Below are 17,629 nucleotides of genomic sequence, written 5' to 3' on the forward strand. Positions count from 1 at the left end.
TTTTCTAACGCAATGCATTTCTTTTAATACTTTAAAATGAAACTTTTTATCGCATTAAAAATCGCGTTAAAAAACAACTTATAAAAAGCAAATTGATTTTAACAGTTCATACAGTTTTTGAAATGAGCCTACTACTAATGCACTAGACTCATGGGTTCAGTATTATTTAATTGGCTGTCGATTTAACTGCATCAAACACTTGTTTTGATTTGGTTTTTTCACCATCTACAGACACTTTTAAATTGACCATAAACACTGCCAAAGCTGCAATCACACCTGGTATCGCAATCACGAGAAAATTCATTTGATGTGGCAACTCAAAAGTTAATAATGCACCTGTTAATACTGGTCCAACAATTGCGCCAATGCGTCCTATGCCTGAAGCCCAGCCCATCCCTGTAGAGCGCACCGCAGTTGGATAGAACTGTGCAACAAAGGTATACAGTAGAATTTGTGAACCAATGGTTGCTGCGCCCGCAATTGCAATTAAACAGTACAGCACCATTTGTGGACTGTTGAAACCAAGTAGAATTAGTGCAATAGCACCCACGGTGAACATGGTTGTTAAAACTGGTTTTAAGTGGAAACGGTCTGCGAGCGCACCGCCGCCAATTGCTCCCACCATACCGCCAATATTTAAAGCAAATAAGAAAATCATACTTGCACCAAGCGAATAACCTGCTTGAATCATTAGTTTTGGTAACCAGCTTCCAAGCGCATAAACCATGAGTAAGCACATAAAGAATGCCACCCAAAACATCATGGTGCTAAAGGTACGTCCTTGTTGGAATAATGCTTTTAATGGAGCATCATCACCAGCAACAGGTTCGTTGAGCTTAAATGTCGTTTCTGGCTGAATTGCTTGCTCAGGTGCAATTTTTTGCACAATTTCACGGACTTTTTCAGTTTCACCCTTTTTAGTCAGGAACATTAAAGACTCAGGTAAAAACTTCCAAAGAATTGGTAAAGCCAGAAATGGAATGATGGCAATATAGAACATGATTTTCCAACCATAGTCTGTTACCAACCATGCACCCAGTAAAGCTGACGTCATCCCGCCAATAGCATAACCACTGAACATAACCGCCACGAGTGTGCTACGAATACGCTTCGGGGCATATTCAGTCATGAGTGCGACCACGTTTGGCATCACTCCACCAATGCCAAGTCCCGCAAGAAAACGTAAAATACCAAACTCAATAGGATTACTTGCAAATGCGCCTAGAAAGGTGAAGCCACTAAAAATAGCCACACAAATCATAATGGTCTTTTTACGGCCCAATTTGTCAGACAACGTACCAAAGCTCATTGCACCGAACATCATGCCAAACAATGCGGTACTCGCAAGTAAACCTGCTTGTACTGCACTGAGTCCCCACTCTTGCATCAGAAGTGGCAGTGCCACGCCATAGATGACTAAATCATAACCGTCAAAAATAATAATCAGTAGACACCAAATGAGTACACTCCAATGAAAGGGCGTAAATTTGGCTTCATCGACCACCGTGTTGATGTTAACTGGATTTGTATTCACTTTAAGCCTCCTGCTTGCGAATGTTTGTTGCTGTGCACATTGCAGCAAAAGTAGCTTTCTTGTCCAAAACCGAATAACTCTATATTTATACCTTTAAGGTCGGTTAAGGTTTTTATTGTTTTAAATAAATAGCTTATATAACCCATAATTTCAGTGAGAGACAGAAAATAAGCAAAACCAAGCGATTATGACTATAAAAAAAGCCATCCCCAAGGATGGCTGAAGTGGCTCTATTTAAAATGTAGACTTTCAAAGTATTGTGGAATTTAAATCCCTAAGCTTAGATAAATGCACGGTCATATTTGATCGCTTCAAGGTCATAGACCTGATAAATACAATCAAATAATGAACGAATGTCCTCACTTTCATCCATGGAACGAATCGCCAGAAAAATGGGGCTGGTCGCTGCATCATCTAAGATTGGAATATAGTTCAAATGCGGGAGTTGAATGGTTCGTGCACTTTCAGGAACCACACAGATTCCTTCTCCAGCTGCAACCAACCCTAGTGCCAACTGTATTTCACGGACTTCTTTTAAGTGTTTAGGTTCGAGTCCATATTCTGAAAATAGCCCTTGGACTTGGGTAGAAAAGTTTGGCTTGGGATGACTTGGATAAAGAAATAAGTTTTGATCGACCAAATCCGACAGATACACGCCTTGTTTTTGCGCAGTCAAAGGATGACTAGAATGTGCCGCTAACATCAACGGTTCTTCACGCAGTAAAACCCGACGTACAGCAGGATCCGAAATACGTAAACGTCCAAAACCAACATCAATCCGCCCTTCTTTTAAGGCCTGAATTTGGTCTTTGGTACTCATTTCGATCAATTCGATTTTTAAATGTGGCTGCTGTTGGCGAAATAAATACACAATTTTAGGCAACAACCCATATAACAACGATCCCACAAAGCCCATGGTCACCGTTTTTTCAACCAAGCCTACACGCTGTGTCATGGCTTTGACTTCTTCGGCATTAGACAAAAGTTTAACAGCGTGTTGATAGAAGAATTGTCCTGCTTCCGTGGTCTTGAGTGGACGGCTGCCACGTTCAAATAATTGCACCCCCAATTCAGCCTCCAGGTTTTGTATCTGGCGGCTTAAGGGAGGCTGTGCAATGAATAATTTTTCAGCAGCTTTGGTAAAACTCTGCTCTTCTACAACAGCTACGTAGTAGCGGAGGTGTCTCAATTCCATGACTATTTATACCTTTAAGATATATTAAAATGCTAATTTGATCTTCGACAGTTCATATTTATTCTTTTAAGGTATATCAAATCAGGTACACAACGCAAGGCTGCGCAGAGTTAAGATGTATAAATCTATAGAAACCTTACTCGTCGAAATCCCCACTATTCGCCCACACAAAATGGCGGTAGCGACTATGCAAACGCAAACGCTTGTCTTGGTGAAAATCAGCACTGAAGATGGCTTTGTCGGTTGGGGTGAAGCGACAACAATTGGCGGACTGGGCTACGGTGAAGAGAGTCCAGAAAGTATTAAGACCAATATTGAAACTTATTTTGCACCTTTATTGAAGTCCCTTAAAGCTCAAAACATCGCACAAACCATGCGTGCTTTGAAAAAGAATATTAATGGTAACCGTTTTGCCAAATGTGCAATTCAAACCGCTCTACTCGACATCCAAGCGCAACGTTTAGATTTACCCCTTTCTGAAGTGTTAGGTGGCCGCTTACGTGACAGCTTACCTGTACTTTGGGTGTTGGCATCTGGTGACACTGAAAAAGATATTGCTGAAGGCCGAAAAATGATTGAGGCAAAACGCCACAATATTTTCAAACTTAAAATCGGTTCACGCCGTGTAGAAGAAGATGTTGAACATGTTCTTGCGATTAAACAAGCACTGGGTTCGGACATTTCTATCCGTGTCGATGTGAACCGTGCATGGTCTGAGCTAGATGCGATTAAGGGTATTCAACTTTTACAAAATGGTGGTGTTGACTTAATTGAACAGCCGTGTGCGATCGATAACATTGATGCAATGCAGCGTTTAACACGACGTTTTGATCTTGCCATCATGGCGGATGAATCGCTCATGGGACCAAGCTCAGCTTACCGTTTAGCCAAAACCAATGCGGCCTCTGTTTTTGCAGTGAAAGTGGCTCAGTCTGGTGGACTAATTGAAGGTCATGAAGTCGCGAAGATTGCCAATTTAGCCGGCATAGATTTGTATGGCGGAACGATGCTTGAAGGTGCAGTCGGCACGATTGCTTCGGCACATTTGTTCTCGACCTTTGAAAATTTAGCTTATGGCACCGAGTTATTCGGCCCACTGCTGTTAACCCAAGATATTTTAAAAACCCCACTTCAATACACTGACTTCGCCTTGCATTTACCCCAAGGCAAAGGACTTGGTATTGAGTTAGATGAAAACAAGATTGATCAGCTGCGCCGCGCTTAAGCGACGTCTTAACCGTTTAGGAGTTACACATGCTTTTTCACGTACGTATGGATGTAAACATTCCACTGGATATGCCTGCTGAAACTGCCAGTGAAATTAAAGCAGTCGAAAAAGCATATTCGCAAGAGCTACAAGCTCAAGGCAAATGGCGACATATTTGGCGCATTACAGGTCAGTACTCAAACATCAGTATTTTTGATGTAGATAGCAATGAAGAGCTACACAACATTTTGCAAGGTTTACCCCTGTACCCGTATATGAACATTGAAGTGATGCCTTTAAACCGACATCCATCTTCTATTCGCGAAGATGATCGTTAATTGAAAAAAGATTTTATGCAATTTAATCACTGGAACCTAATGAATGATCTAGTGAAAGAAATTAACAAGGAACGTGGCAGCTAAGCTTTTCAACCTATTCATAAAGCTAGCCACCACACAGCAAACATACTTAAGGAGAAATAGTATGAATCGTCAACAGATTGATGCATTAGTCAAAACAATGAATGTGGATACAGCAACAGGTTCTGTAGACGCACGTACTCAACAAATTGTGGTTCGCCTATTGGGTGACTTATTCCAAGCGATTGAAGACTTAGATTTGAGCCAAACTGAAGTTTGGAAAGGTCTTGAATACTTTACGGATGCGGGTCAAGCCAACGAACTTGGTTTACTTGCGGCTGGTCTTGGTCTTGAGCACTATCTTGACTTACGTGCAGATGAAGCCGATGCCAAAGCAGGCATTACAGGCGGAACACCACGTACCATCGAAGGTCCTTTATATGTAGCTGGCGCACCTGAATCGGTTGGATTTGCGCGTATGGATGATGGTTCTGAAGAAGGCAAAATTCCGACTTTAATTATTGAAGGGACAGTGACTGACACTGATGGTCAGATTATTGAAGGTGCAAAAGTTGAAGTGTGGCATGCCAATAGCTTAGGCAACTACTCTTTCTTCGATAAGTCACAATCAGACTTCAATCTACGTCGTTCAATCATTAGCGACCAAGATGGCAAATACGTTGCTCTCACCACGATGCCTGTTGGTTATGGTTGCCCACCAGAAGGGACAACTCAATTTGTATTGAACAAGTTAGGCCGTCACGGTAACCGCCCTTCGCACGTACATTACTTCGTATCTGCACCAGGCTACCGTAAGTTAACTACGCAATTTAACATTGAGGGTGACCAATACCTGTGGGATGACTTTGCATTTGCAACACGTGAAGGCTTAGTGGCTACCGCTGTCGACATTACCGATGAAGCTGAAATTGCGCGCCGTGGTTTAACTGGTCCATTCAAACACATTCAATTCAATGTTGAACTGGTGAAAGACCAAGCGGCTGCACCATCAACTGAAGTTGAGCGTCGTCGCGCTAGCGCTTAATTACCCTTGGAACCGAAAATAGCCACTGCAAAGTCGCATTTCGGGGACTTCCTCACTTTTGGAAAGTCGGAGAACGGACATGCCACGTATCCCAGTTATTAATACTAGCCATCTCGATCGTATCGACGAATTACTTGTCGACAACTTTGAAACAGGCGAATTCAAACTTCATCGTTCAGTGTTTACTGATCAAGCCCTTTTTGACCTAGAAATGAAGTATATCTTCGAGGGTAACTGGGTTTACTTGGCACATGAAAGCCAAATTCCAAATAACAATGACTATTACACGACGTATATTGGCCGTCAGCCTATTCTGATTGCACGTAACCGTAATGGTGAACTCAATGCCATGATCAATGCCTGTTCACACCGTGGTGCACAGCTTTGTCGTAATAAACGTGGCAATAAAGCAACCTATACATGCCCTTTCCACGGTTGGACATTTAACAACTCTGGCAAACTTTTAAAAGTAAAAGACCCAGCGGACGCAGGTTATTCAGACTGTTTTAACCACGAAGGTTCACACGATCTGAAAAAAGTTGCACGTTTTGGTAACTACAAAGGTTTCTTGTTCGGTAGCTTAAATCCAGATGTTCCCTCTTTAGAGGAATACTTAGGCGAAACCAGCAAAATCATTGACATGATTGTGGATCAGTCTGAACAAGGTCTTGAAGTTTTACGTGGCGCGTCTACCTACACTTATGAAGGCAACTGGAAACTCACTGCAGAAAATGGCGCAGATGGTTATCACGTTTCTGCAGTGCACTGGAACTATGCAGCGACCACTCAACAACGTAAAGAAAAACAAGCGGGTGACAACATCCGTGCCATGAGCGCAGGCGCTTGGGGCAAACAAGGCGGTGGTTCATACGGTTTTGACAATGGTCACATGCTGCTTTGGACACAATGGGCTAACCCTGAAGACCGTCCAAACTTCCCGAAAGCCGACGAATACTCTGAAAAATTTGGCGAAGCAATGTCGAAGTGGATGATTGAGCGCTCACGTAACCTTTGTCTTTATCCAAACGTCTATTTGATGGATCAGTTCGGTTCACAAATTCGCGTACTTCGCCCAATTTCAGTCAATAAAACTGAAGTCACGATTTACTGTATTGCCCCTGTAGGCGAAAACGCGGAAGCACGTACACGCCGTATTCGCCAATATGAAGACTTCTTCAATGCCTCAGGTATGGCTACACCCGATGATTTAGAAGAATTCCGTGCATGCCAAGCGGGCTACGCAGGCATTGAGCTGGAATGGAATGATATGTGCCGCGGTTCAAAACATTGGATTCATGGCCCAGATGATGCTGCCAATGAAATTGGTCTAAAACCAAAACTTTCAGGTGTAAAAACTGAAGATGAAGGCCTTTACCTTGCACAGCACCAACACTGGTTAGACATGATGAAAATTGCAATAGCCAATGAAAAAGCACTGGCTGTTGAAACTGCAAATGAACAAGGAGAAGTGGCATGAATGCTCCTACAACACTCAACACCGTGAGCATCGAACAAATCAGTCAGTTTCTGTATCAAGAAGCACGCTTTTTAGATGATGAACAATGGGACGATTGGCTTGCATGTTATGCCCCTTCAGCATCGTTTTGGATGCCTGCATGGGATGACGACGATACCCTGACTACAGATCCGCAGTCTGAAATTTCACTGATTTACTACCCAGACCGCCAAGGTCTAGAAGACCGTGTGTTCCGCATTAAAACTGAACGCTCTTCTGCGACCATGCCAGACACACGTACTTGTCACAATGTGAACAATATCGAAGTGATTGAGCGTGATGGCGATAAAGTTACCGTCCGTTTTAACTGGAATACGCTGAGCTTCCGCTACAAAACCAGTTATAGCTACTTTGGTATGTCGCGTTATGAAATCGATTTTTCAGGTGAAAAACCACAAATTTTAAGCAAATACGTAGTACTGAAAAACGATTATATCAACCAAGTGATTGATGTTTATCACCTCTAAGTTTTAGCCACACATCCTTAGTATGCTTTCAGCCAAATGGAGTTTTGGCTGAGAGTTCCAAGTTTCAACGATTTTAAAGGATATTCAGCCATGTCAAACCACAATGTTGCACTTCAATTTGAAGATGGCGTAACGCGTTTTATTACAGTGACTCAAGGTGAGTCTTTATCAGATGCCGCTTACCGCCAAAAAATTAACATTCCGCTAGACTGCCGTGATGGTGCATGTGGGACTTGCCGCGCTTTTTGCGAATCTGGTAGTTATGACATGCCTGAAGAGACGTATATTGAAGATGCGTTAACACCAGAAGAAGCGGCACAAGGCTATATTTTGGCTTGCCAATGCCGCCCAAGCTCGGATGCTATATTCCAAATTCAAGCTTCATCTGAAGTCTGCAAAACCGAAATTCACCAGTACCAAGGCACTTTAGTCGCTGTTGAAAACTTATCAGAATCGACCATTACTTTTGATATTCAGTTGGATGAAGGTCAACCTGACATTCACTTCCTTGCTGGTCAATATGTCAACGTCGGCATCCCAGAGACAGCAGAAACTCGTTCCTATTCATTCAGCTCAAAACCAGGTAACCGTTTAACAGGTTTTGTGGTACGTAACGTGCCGAATGGCAAAATGAGCAGCTTTTTAAGTAGCAAGGCCAAAGCAGGCGATAAAATGACCTTTACCGGTCCATTTGGCAGTTTCTACTTACGTAATGTAGTTCGCCCTGTGGTCATGCTTGCAGGCGGTACAGGCATTGCACCTTTTATGTCTATGCTTCAAGTGTTAGAAGAAAAAGGCTCTGAACACCCTATCCGTTTAGTCTTTGGCGTGACCAATGATTTTGACTTAGTGGCTTTAGAACAACTGGATGCACTTCAAGCCAAACTCCCATGGTTTGAATACCGTACCGTGGTTGCAAGCCCAGACTCTGCACATGAGCGTAAAGGTTATGTGACTGGGCACATTGACAATGAATGGCTCAATGGCGGTGATGTTGATGTCTACCTTTGTGGTCCTGTCCCTATGGTTGATGCTGTTCGTGGTTGGTTAGATAGCGAAGGCGTAAAGCCTGCAAACTTCCTGTTTGAAAAATTCTCCGCAAACTGATTGGGGCCACTTATCATGTCTGATCGTCAAAGATTTTTAAACAAAGTCGTGATTGTGACTGGTGCCGCTCAAGGCATTGGTCGCGGTGTTGCCCTCCAAGTGGCTAATGAAGGTGCGCAAGTTGTTTTAGCTGACTTATCTGACTATGTTGATGAAACATTAGCAGAAATTGAAGAAAAACAAGGCGATGCAATAACGGTCAAAGCAAACCTTGAAACCTTCGCAGGTGCTCAAAGTGTTGTAGACAAAGCGCTTGAAGTCTATGGCCGTGTCGATGTGCTCATCAACAACGTTGGTGGTGCAATTTGGATGAAACCTTTTGAAGAGTTTTCTGAAGATGAAATCATCAAAGAAGTGAATCGCTCATTATTTCCAACGCTGTGGTGTTGTCGTGCTGTTTTACCTGAAATGATTAAAAATCAGAAAGGTACGATTGTAAATGTGTCTTCTATTGCGACTCGTGGCATCAACCGCGTGCCCTATTCGGCTTCCAAAGGTGGGGTCAATGCTCTTACTGCATCACTGGCTTTTGAGCATGCCAAAGATGGCATCCGAGTAAATGCTGTTGCTACGGGTGGAACCGAAGCACCGCCGCGTAAAGTGCCGCGTAATGTAAATCCACTATCTGAAAATGAAAAAGCGTGGATGCAACAAGTGGTCGATCAAACCATTGATCGTAGTTTTATGAACCGTTATGGCACGATTCAGGAACAAGTGAATGCAATTGTATTCCTTGCTTCAGATGATTCGTCATATATGACAGGTACAGTTGTTCCTGTCGGCGGTGGCGATCAAGGCTAATTGATCGTTACATTACTTTTATATACAGGATCATGTCTGCATGGAGGCAAATGAATGGCTACCCTGTTTAAAACTTTGAAAGAAGATTGGTCTATTTCAGCTACTGTCGCAGGATTTTTGGCCGTGCTGATTTCCTATTCTGGGCCACTCATTATCTTCTTTCAGGCTGCGCAACAAGCTCAGGTTTCCCCGACCATGATGATTTCATGGATTTGGGGTATTTCTATTGGGGCAGCCGTGGCAGGAATCTTTCTTTCCATTAAGTTCAAAGTCCCTGTGATTACAGCATGGTCTGCACCAGGTACGGCTTTATTAGTCACCCTGTTCCCGAATATTAGTCTGAATGAAGCTGTAGCCGCTTATATCACCTCAGCCGTGGTGATTTTCCTGATCGGGATCAGTGGTTACTTTGATAAATTATTGAAATGGATTCCGCAGTCAGTAGCCGCGGGAATGATGGCAGGTATTCTATTTCAGTTTGGTTTAGGTCTATTTAGTGCCACTAACAGTATGCCGATTATTGTATTTAGCATGTTGTTTGTCTTTTTAGTCGCAAAACGAATTTCACCGCGCTATAGCATGCTTTGGGTACTGCTTTCAGGTGTGGCCTTGAGCTTTGGGCTTGGTGAAATGAATGCGGTGAGTTTAGATTTCCAACTTGCTATTCCTCAGTTCATCAGCCCTGAATGGACTTGGCACTCAACCTTAAACCTTGCCCTGCCTTTGATTTTAGTCAGCCTGACAGGACAGTTTTTACCGGGCATGGCCATCATGAAACTGAGTGGTTATGACATGCCTGCCAAGCCAATTATTACCACCACCAGTATTGCGTCTTTAGCTGTTGCATGTGTTGGCGGTATCACCATTGTTTTGGCGTCAATTACGGCTGCACTGTGTATGGGCAAAGATGCGCATGAGCTAAAAGAAAAGCGTTATATCGCAGGCGTTTCTAACGGCATTTTCTATATTTTAGGTGGTTTGTTTGCAGGCAGTATCGTTCTGCTCTTCAGCTTGCTGCCAAAAGAGCTTGTTGCCGCATTGGCTGGCTTAGCCTTATTGGGTGCGATTTCAACCAATATCGCTGTAGCCATGAAAGATGAATCTCAACGAGATTCTGCCCTCATTACTTTTTTAGCTACAGCTTCAGGTATGCACTTTTTAGGTCTAAGTTCCGTTTTTTGGGGCATCGTTATTGGTTTAACTGCGCATCTAATTTTAAGTAAACGTAGTCCTGATATTTCAGCTTTAGCTTTAGCTTCAACTCCAAGCTCAAATCCAAGTTCCAAAAGTTAATAGGTACGCTGTGCCTAGGACAATATTATGATTGATAAAAGTTCAGCTTCTTTAACAGAAGCACTTTCGCAAATAAAGGATGGATCAACCATCATGATTGGTGGTTTTGGTACCGCAGGACAACCTGCTGAACTGATCGATGGCTTAATTCAACTCGGCATTAAAGACCTCACCATCGTTAGCAACAATGCTGGTAATGGCGACTATGGTTTAGCCAAGCTACTCAAAGCGGGTGCTGTGAAAAAAGTCATCTGTTCGTTTCCGCGTCAGTCCGACTCTTGGGTCTTCGATGAACTCTATCGTGCAGGCAAAATCGAATTGGAACTGGTGCCTCAAGGCAACTTGGCTTGTCGTATTCAAGCCGCAGGTATGGGACTCGGTGCAGTGTTCACCCCAACTGGCTACGGCACCTTATTGGCCGAAGGCAAAGAAACCCGTCACATCGACGGGAAAGATTATGTACTGGAATATCCAATCAAAGCTGACTTTGCTCTGATTAAAGCACAGAAAGGCGACCGTTGGGGTAACTTGGTCTACCGCAAATCAGCACGTAACTTCGGCCCGATTATGGCCATGGCCGCAGGCGTGACTATTGCACAAGTGTCTGAAGTGGTGGAACTGGGGGCTTTAGACCCTGAACACATCATCACCGCAGGTATTTTTGTTCAACATGTGGTGCAGGTTCAGCCTGAACCAGTTGCTGTGTAATCGGGAGACTTTCATGAGCTATCAAAAACTCAGCCGTAACCAAATTGCAGAACGTGTCGCACAAGATATTCCAGATGGTGCGTATGTCAATCTCGGGATTGGCTTACCGACCAAGATTGCCAGTTACTTACCAAGTGACAAAGACGTATTCTTACATTCTGAAAATGGCTTATTGGCTTTTGGTCCACCACCTGAAAAAGGTCAAGAAGACCCTGAGTTGATTAATGCGGGTAAAGAATATGTGACCATGCTCGAAGGCGGTGCTTTTTTCCACCATGGCGATTCTTTTGCCATGATGCGTGGTGGTCACTTAGATATTGCAGTATTAGGTGCCTTTCAAGTGGCAGCCAATGGTGACTTGGCCAACTGGCATACCGGTGCACCCGATGCGATTCCTGCCGTCGGTGGTGCGATGGACTTAGCCGTCGGTGCCAAGAAAGTCTTTATCACCACCGACCATGTCACCAAACAGGGTGAACCGAAGATCGTGGCTGAACTGAGCTATCCAGCGACAGGTTTGAAATGTGTCGATCGTATCTACACTGACCTGTGTGTGATTGATGTCACCGCAGACGGTTTAAAAGTGATTGAGAAAGTCGACGGTCTAAGCTTTGCAGAATTGCAGGCGATGACGGGTGCTCCATTGGTGGATGCGACACAGTAAATTTCAGAAAAATTTGCTAGAGCTTATAGTCATCAACAACCTGTCGAGCGCTTTAAAAATATTGTTTTTGCAACAGCAGTGGAAAATTGCTGTGAGTGAACAGGTTTTGTTGATGACAAAGTTTTTGGTCACTTTTTTAAAAAAGGGACGAGAACGAGTTACTGCTATTTGACTGAACACGATAAGACTCCGTCGTGAATAGATACAGTTGATCTATCAGCAGAGTCCCGTTTTAAAGGACAAGATTAAACATGAAAGACGCATATATTATCGATGCCATTCGTACCCCATTCGGCCGTTATGCAGGTGGACTCGCTCCGATCCGTGCCGATGACTTGGGTGCAGTGCCAATTCAAGCCTTAATGCAACGTAATCCAAGTGTAGATTGGACCCAAGTCGATGACGTGATTTATGGTTGTGCCAACCAAGCGGGTGAAGATAACCGTAATGTGGGGCGTATGTCAGCACTGCTTGCAGGTTTACCCGTTGAAGTTCCTGCCACGACTGTGAATCGCTTATGTGGTTCATCCCTAGATGCCATTGCGATGGCAGCCCGTGCAATTAAAGCCGGCGAAGCAGATTTAATCATCGCAGGTGGCGTCGAAAGTATGTCTCGTGCACCTTTTGTGATGGGGAAATCAGAAACAGCTTATGGCCGTAGTCAAAAGATTGAAGACACCACTATGGGTTGGCGTTTTATCAATCCTAAGCTCAAAGCGATGTATGGTGTAGAGACCATGCCGCAAACCGCGGAGAACGTGGCACAACAATTTAATATTGATCGCGCAGATCAAGACCAGTTTGCCTTGGCGAGTCAACAGCGCACCGCAACCGCGCAAGCTCAAGGCTTTTTTACGCATGAAATCATCCCTGTGAATATTCCACAGCGTAAGGGTGATCCGATTGTGGTCGACACGGATGAACATCCACGTGCATCGACCACCTTGGAAGCTTTGGCAAAACTGAAGCCAGTCGTGACAGCAGAAGGCACCGTCACTGCAGGAAACGCATCAGGCATCAATGACGGTGCGGCTGCTGTACTGATCGCTTCAGAAGCAGCGATTGAGCAGTACCAACTTAAACCCCGTGCCAAGATTATTGCATCTACAGCTGTGGGGGTTGAACCTCGCATTATGGGCTTTGCACCTGCACCTGCCATCAAAAAGTTACTGAAACAAGCCAATCTGACATTAGAGCAGATGGATGTGATTGAGCTGAATGAAGCTTTTGCTGCACAAGCACTGGCCGTTACCCGTGACCTAGGTCTGGCAGATGACACCACACAAGTGAATCCAAACGGTGGTGCAATTGCGATTGGTCATCCACTGGGTGCATCGGGTGCACGTTTAGTCACCACGGCTTTAAACCAGTTAGAACAAACGGGTGGAACCTATGCCTTGTGTTCGATGTGTATTGGGGTCGGCCAAGGCATTGCAATGATTATTCAGCGGGTTTAACCCTTCTTATGATCTGACGTGGTGTTTCTGCTCATAACACTTTTTGTTGATAACAACAGTGGAAACACTCAAAATTTTTAATGAATTAAGGAAAAGCATATGCCAAGGTTTACTTCAAACAATGCCGAAATTCACTATCAGACCTTTGGTGACCCCAAAAATCCCGCGATCGTTTTTTCAAACTCGCTAGGCACAAACTTCAACATGTGGAAACCACAAATTACTTTTTTCCAGAAAAACTATTTTGTGATTTGCTATGACACTCGCGGGCATGGTCAGTCTTCCGCACCTCAAGGGCCTTATGATATTGAACAACTTGGTCTAGACCTGATCCATTTACTGGATCATTTAAACATTGAGAAAGCCATTTTTTGCGGTATCTCAATGGGCGGACTTACAGGTCAGTGGTTAATCATTCATAAACCTGAACGTTTTCACCGTGCCATTGTATGTAATACCTCTGCCAAAATTGGCAATGAACAAGCATGGAATGATCGCGCATCATTAGTACGCACCCAAGGTTTAGAACCCATTGCATCGACGGCTGCAAACCGTTGGTTTACCGAACCCTTTATCCAAAGCAACGCAGCAACTGTAGCAGCGCTTTCAAACGACTTAGGTGCTGGCAGCCCAGAAGGTTATGCGAGTTGTTGTGAAGCTTTGGCTAAAGCGGATTTACGTGAAAAACTCGAAAGTATTTACGTGCCTTTACTTGTTATTGCAGGGCGTAAAGACCCCGTAACAACAGTCTCAGATGCACAGTACATGGTGAATCACATCCGAAGTAGTGCCCTATTTGAAATCGATGCCTCTCATATTTCAAATATCGAACAGCCCAAAGCCTTCAATCAGGCTATCTTAGACTTTATTGCTTAATGCGCTAGATCTGAACGCAAAACAGCCCAACATGGGCTGTTTTTTTCCTATTAAAAAAAATGATAGGAGTGCGTAAAAATAGTTATTATAAAGATGTTGGCTTTGGCTCATTCTATTTCTCCTCTTAAAATCATCAAAACTCAAAAAATTGTATATAAAACAAACTGAAATTATTATGATTTCAAAATCATATCTTCGGAATTTCACTTATTGCCAATCCTAAACTCACTAGATCCCATCATGTATAGCCACATCTACCCAGTTAAAATGAGCAAAATAGCCAATCGTTTTGTTTTATAAATTTTCTCGCACAGCAAAAGCCAATACTCAACAAGAGGATATTTTTTCAGTACATTCCACTACTCAGCAATTTTTCTACAGTTTTTTGCTTATTTAACGGCAAAATTTTTCAGTGAAGAGGATGCTGAAAAACACCGTTAGAAACCTGAATTTTCCTTTTACTGTTTCAAGTTTTTCAGTTTTTTTCTAAAAGATCATGGCATCAGCTAAATAGACCTTAACAACAGACAAAAGCGTCCATCTACACTTTAATGTAACAAGTTAATGTTTTAATTGATGAAAGTGATATTTTCCAGTTCAATGTTGATCCAATAAAGCTTAGCAACTGAATTGATCATGGTCGTCAAGCCAGCCAAAATAGCTAGAATAAATTGATCAGATCATGTACAGATACAAACGATATCAAACTTCAGCTTTATTTTGATATACAGTTTAGCCATATAAGAATTGATCTAGATCTGATGCAGAGTGAGCTACCGACTAAGAAGTCTGAGTTGCCCTCTTTTCAAGACTTGAGTTGCACCTGTGGCACAAAACGAAAACAAATCTGCTGCTTTTGGTCAATTTGGCTTACAATGTAAAAAAGAGTAATAATCCGAAAATTTGTAATCTTTTAACATTGTCAATTCCTTGCAAAATTTACATTATATTGCCGAAGTTTGGCACTAAGCATCTACGTCAATTCAAACAAACTATAAAAAAAATGTAGAACTTTATGCCATAATACGCAAACTTTGCAGCCATCTTGCAAAGATTTATTGCAATTTATAAATGGAGCAAGCTAAATGAGTTCGACCATTTTGGTTATTCATGGACCGAATCTAAATTTGCTAGGAATGCGCGAACCAGAGGTATATGGTTCTCTAACGCTGAACGACATCAATCAGCAACTCATTGCACAAGCTGAAAATGCTTCAATTTCTCTCGACGCTTTCCAAAGTAATTGGGAAGGTGCCATTGTCGACCGTATTCATCAAGCCCAAGCGGATGGCGTCCAATTTATTATTATTAACCCTGCTGCACTCACGCATACCTCTGTTGCTCTACGTGATGCCCTGCTTGGTGTAGCCATCCCATTTATTGAAGTTCATTTATCGAATGTTCATGCGCGCGAAGTGTTTAGACATCATTCATATTTATCAGATAAAGCCGTTGGCGTTATTTGTGGCTTAGGTGCTCAAGGTTATAGCGCTGCGCTCAATTACGCTCTCACTAAAATTCAACCCTCTACGCAATCATAATTAGGAATACTGTCACATGGATATTCGTAAAATCAAGAAACTCATCGACCTGATGATTGAATCTGACTTACAAGCGATTGAAGTTAAAGAAGGTGATCAATCGATTGCTCTAACTCGTCGTAGTCCAGTTGTTGCAGCTGGTGCTCCTGTTGCTATGGCAGCTCCTGTTGCTCAGGCTCCAGCGGCTAAAACACCACGTGGTGCTGTAGAAACATCTCCAATGGTTGGTGTGTTTTACGCGGCTCCAAGCCCAGGTGAAGCGCCATTTGTTAAAGTCGGTCAAACCATCACTGCTGGTGAAACACTTGGTATTATCGAAGCAATGAAAATCATGAACCCGATTGAAGCAACGCAAAGCGGTGTGGTTGAAGAAATTTTAGTGAAAAACGGCGAAGTGATCCAATTCGGTCAACCATTATTCCGCTACCGCGCGTAATAGACGGGGACTTATAATGTTGCAAAAAGTTTTAATTGCAAACCGTGGTGAAATTGCCCTGCGCATCACCCGTGCCTGCAAAACTTTAGGGATTAAGACTGTAGGGATCTATTCAGATGCCGACAAAGACTTAATGCACCTACGTTTTGTAGATGAAGCAGTATGTATTGGACCAGGTGCAAGCAGCGAAAGCTACTTGAACATTCCTGCCATTATTACAGCAGCTGAAATTTCAGGTGCAGATGCCATTCACCCAGGTTATGGCTTCTTATCAGAAAATGCTGAATTTGCTGAAATTGTAGAAAACTCAGGTTTTATTTTTATTGGACCACGCCCTGAACATATTCGTTTGATGGGTAACAAAGTTTCTGCGATTACAGCAATGCGTAAAGCAGGTGTTCCAACCGTACCCGGTTCTGCAAATGCGGTTACACCGCAAAATGCGCTGGCTGAAGCTAAAGAAATTGGTTTCCCATTGATCGTGAAAGCTGCTTCTGGTGGTGGTGGTCGTGGTATGCGTATTGTAGAACGTGTCGATACTCTGCTTGAATCCGTTCAAGCCGCACAGCGTGATGCTGAAATGTGGTTTGGCGATGACACGGTGTATATGGAACGTTTCCTACAAACACCTCGTCACGTTGAAGTCCAAGTTCTTGCCGACGGTAATGGCCACGCGATTCACCTCTATGACCGCGACTGCTCTTTACAGCGCCGCCATCAGAAAGTGCTAGAAGAAGCGCCAGCGCCAAACTTACCTGAACAAGCACGTGCTGACATTTTAGAAGCTTGCGTAAATGCTTGTAAATTAATGCAGTACCGCGGTGCAGGTACATTCGAGTTCTTGTTTGAAGATGGTGAATTCTTCTTTATTGAGATGAATACACGTGTTCAAGTTGAACACCCTGTAACTGAAATGGTGACAGGTATCGACATTATTGAACAACAGCTCCGCATTGCTGGTGGCTTAGGTCTTGAAATTGAACAAGATCAAGTTGAAGTCAAAGGCCATGCGATTGAATGCCGTATCAATGCTGAAGATCCAACGACTTTCTTACCTTCACCGGGTAAAATTGAGAATTTTTATGTGCCAGGTGGTGCAGGTATTCGTCTTGATTCACATATCTATCAAGGCTATAGCATTCCGCCATACTATGACTCGATGATTGCGAAGCTGATCGCACACGGTAAGGATCGTAAAACATCACTTGCACGCATGCGCCAAGCGCTTGATGAAATGATTTTGACCGGTATTAAAACCAATATTCCATTGCATAAAGATTTGATTCTTCAAGATGAAAAATTCTGTGAACAAGCAATGGATATTCACTACCTTGAAAAGCACCTGTTAAAGCAAATTGAAGGCAATCAAGACAAATAATTGCCTTGATCCTTAAATAAAAAACCGCGATAAATCGCGGTTTTT

17 protein-coding genes are annotated in these 17,629 nt (G+C 43.1%); 15 read left to right on the plus strand and 2 right to left on the minus strand.

From position 1 onward, the window contains the following. Positions 1-166: 166 nt before the first annotated feature. Positions 167-1,534 (minus strand): MFS transporter, encoded by a 1,368-nt coding sequence (locus MF4642_RS05625; protein WP_078425584.1) that lies wholly within the window; start codon positions 1,532-1,534, stop codon positions 167-169. 280 nt (positions 1,535-1,814) lie between these two features. Further along, entirely contained in the window at positions 1,815-2,729 is a 915-nt protein-coding gene (locus MF4642_RS05630) for a LysR family transcriptional regulator (RefSeq protein ID WP_005399482.1), read from the minus strand. 115 nt (positions 2,730-2,844) lie between these two features. On the opposite strand from MF4642_RS05630, the gene MF4642_RS05635 reads away from it, so the two are divergent. The 15 genes from MF4642_RS05635 (at position 2,845) to accC (ending at position 17,584) form a co-directional block, all read left to right on the plus strand. After that, positions 2,845-3,954, plus strand: a complete 1,110-nt coding sequence (locus MF4642_RS05635) for a muconate/chloromuconate family cycloisomerase (RefSeq protein WP_010326681.1) — start codon at positions 2,845-2,847, stop codon at positions 3,952-3,954. A gap of 29 nt (positions 3,955-3,983) precedes the next feature. Next, the gene (catC, locus tag MF4642_RS05640; protein WP_005399484.1) at positions 3,984-4,274 is read left to right on the plus strand and encodes a muconolactone Delta-isomerase; all 291 of its coding nucleotides are present in this window, start codon (positions 3,984-3,986) and stop codon (positions 4,272-4,274) included. Between the two features lie 145 nt (positions 4,275-4,419). After that, positions 4,420-5,340 (plus strand): catechol 1,2-dioxygenase, encoded by a 921-nt coding sequence (gene catA, locus MF4642_RS05645; protein WP_004693187.1) that lies wholly within the window; start codon positions 4,420-4,422, stop codon positions 5,338-5,340. 79 nt (positions 5,341-5,419) lie between these two features. Beyond that, the gene (gene benA, locus MF4642_RS05650; protein WP_004693190.1) at positions 5,420-6,817 is read left to right on the plus strand and encodes a benzoate 1,2-dioxygenase large subunit; all 1,398 of its coding nucleotides are present in this window, start codon (positions 5,420-5,422) and stop codon (positions 6,815-6,817) included. Beyond that, entirely contained in the window at positions 6,814-7,323 is a 510-nt protein-coding gene (gene benB, locus MF4642_RS05655; protein WP_004979732.1) for a benzoate 1,2-dioxygenase small subunit, read from the plus strand. The genes benA and benB overlap by 4 nt, the downstream gene beginning before the upstream one ends. A 90-nt stretch (positions 7,324-7,413) precedes the next feature. After that, positions 7,414-8,430 (plus strand): benzoate 1,2-dioxygenase electron transfer component BenC, encoded by a 1,017-nt coding sequence (gene benC, locus MF4642_RS05660; protein ID WP_078425585.1) that lies wholly within the window; start codon positions 7,414-7,416, stop codon positions 8,428-8,430. A gap of 15 nt (positions 8,431-8,445) precedes the next feature. Next, positions 8,446-9,231 (plus strand): benzoate diol dehydrogenase BenD, encoded by a 786-nt coding sequence (gene benD / locus MF4642_RS05665; protein WP_078425586.1) that lies wholly within the window; start codon positions 8,446-8,448, stop codon positions 9,229-9,231. Between the two features lie 54 nt (positions 9,232-9,285). After that, positions 9,286-10,524: a benzoate/H(+) symporter BenE gene (benE, locus tag MF4642_RS05670; RefSeq protein ID WP_078425587.1), complete on the plus strand. Its 1,239-nt coding sequence runs from the start codon at positions 9,286-9,288 to the stop codon at positions 10,522-10,524. A gap of 27 nt (positions 10,525-10,551) precedes the next feature. Beyond that, positions 10,552-11,232: a 3-oxoacid CoA-transferase subunit A gene (locus MF4642_RS05675; RefSeq protein ID WP_078425588.1), complete on the plus strand. Its 681-nt coding sequence runs from the start codon at positions 10,552-10,554 to the stop codon at positions 11,230-11,232. A 13-nt stretch (positions 11,233-11,245) separates the two neighbouring features. Then, positions 11,246-11,896 (plus strand): 3-oxoacid CoA-transferase subunit B, encoded by a 651-nt coding sequence (locus MF4642_RS05680; protein ID WP_078425589.1) that lies wholly within the window; start codon positions 11,246-11,248, stop codon positions 11,894-11,896. 251 nt (positions 11,897-12,147) lie between these two features. Further along, on the plus strand, positions 12,148-13,353 hold the full coding sequence (gene pcaF / locus MF4642_RS05690; protein ID WP_078425591.1) for a 3-oxoadipyl-CoA thiolase: 1,206 nt from the start codon (positions 12,148-12,150) through the stop codon (positions 13,351-13,353). Positions 13,354-13,452: 99 nt separating this feature from the next. Continuing rightward, positions 13,453-14,229, plus strand: coding sequence for a 3-oxoadipate enol-lactonase (gene pcaD, locus MF4642_RS05695; protein WP_078389095.1), 777 nt, complete (start codon positions 13,453-13,455; stop codon positions 14,227-14,229). A gap of 1,085 nt (positions 14,230-15,314) precedes the next feature. Then, positions 15,315-15,770 (plus strand): type II 3-dehydroquinate dehydratase, encoded by a 456-nt coding sequence (gene aroQ, locus MF4642_RS05700; RefSeq protein ID WP_078425592.1) that lies wholly within the window; start codon positions 15,315-15,317, stop codon positions 15,768-15,770. 16 nt (positions 15,771-15,786) lie between these two features. Next, positions 15,787-16,206: an acetyl-CoA carboxylase biotin carboxyl carrier protein gene (gene accB, locus MF4642_RS05705; RefSeq protein ID WP_004979753.1), complete on the plus strand. Its 420-nt coding sequence runs from the start codon at positions 15,787-15,789 to the stop codon at positions 16,204-16,206. A gap of 16 nt (positions 16,207-16,222) precedes the next feature. Further along, positions 16,223-17,584 carry an acetyl-CoA carboxylase biotin carboxylase subunit gene (accC, locus tag MF4642_RS05710; protein ID WP_005399493.1) on the plus strand — a complete coding sequence of 454 codons (1,362 nt, stop codon included), beginning with the start codon at positions 16,223-16,225 and terminating at the stop codon, positions 17,582-17,584. Positions 17,585-17,629: the final 45 nt, after the last annotated feature.

Origin of the sequence: Acinetobacter sp. MF4642 (assembly GCF_002018925.1) — a bacterium.
GTDB lineage: Bacteria > Pseudomonadota > Gammaproteobacteria > Pseudomonadales > Moraxellaceae > Acinetobacter > Acinetobacter johnsonii.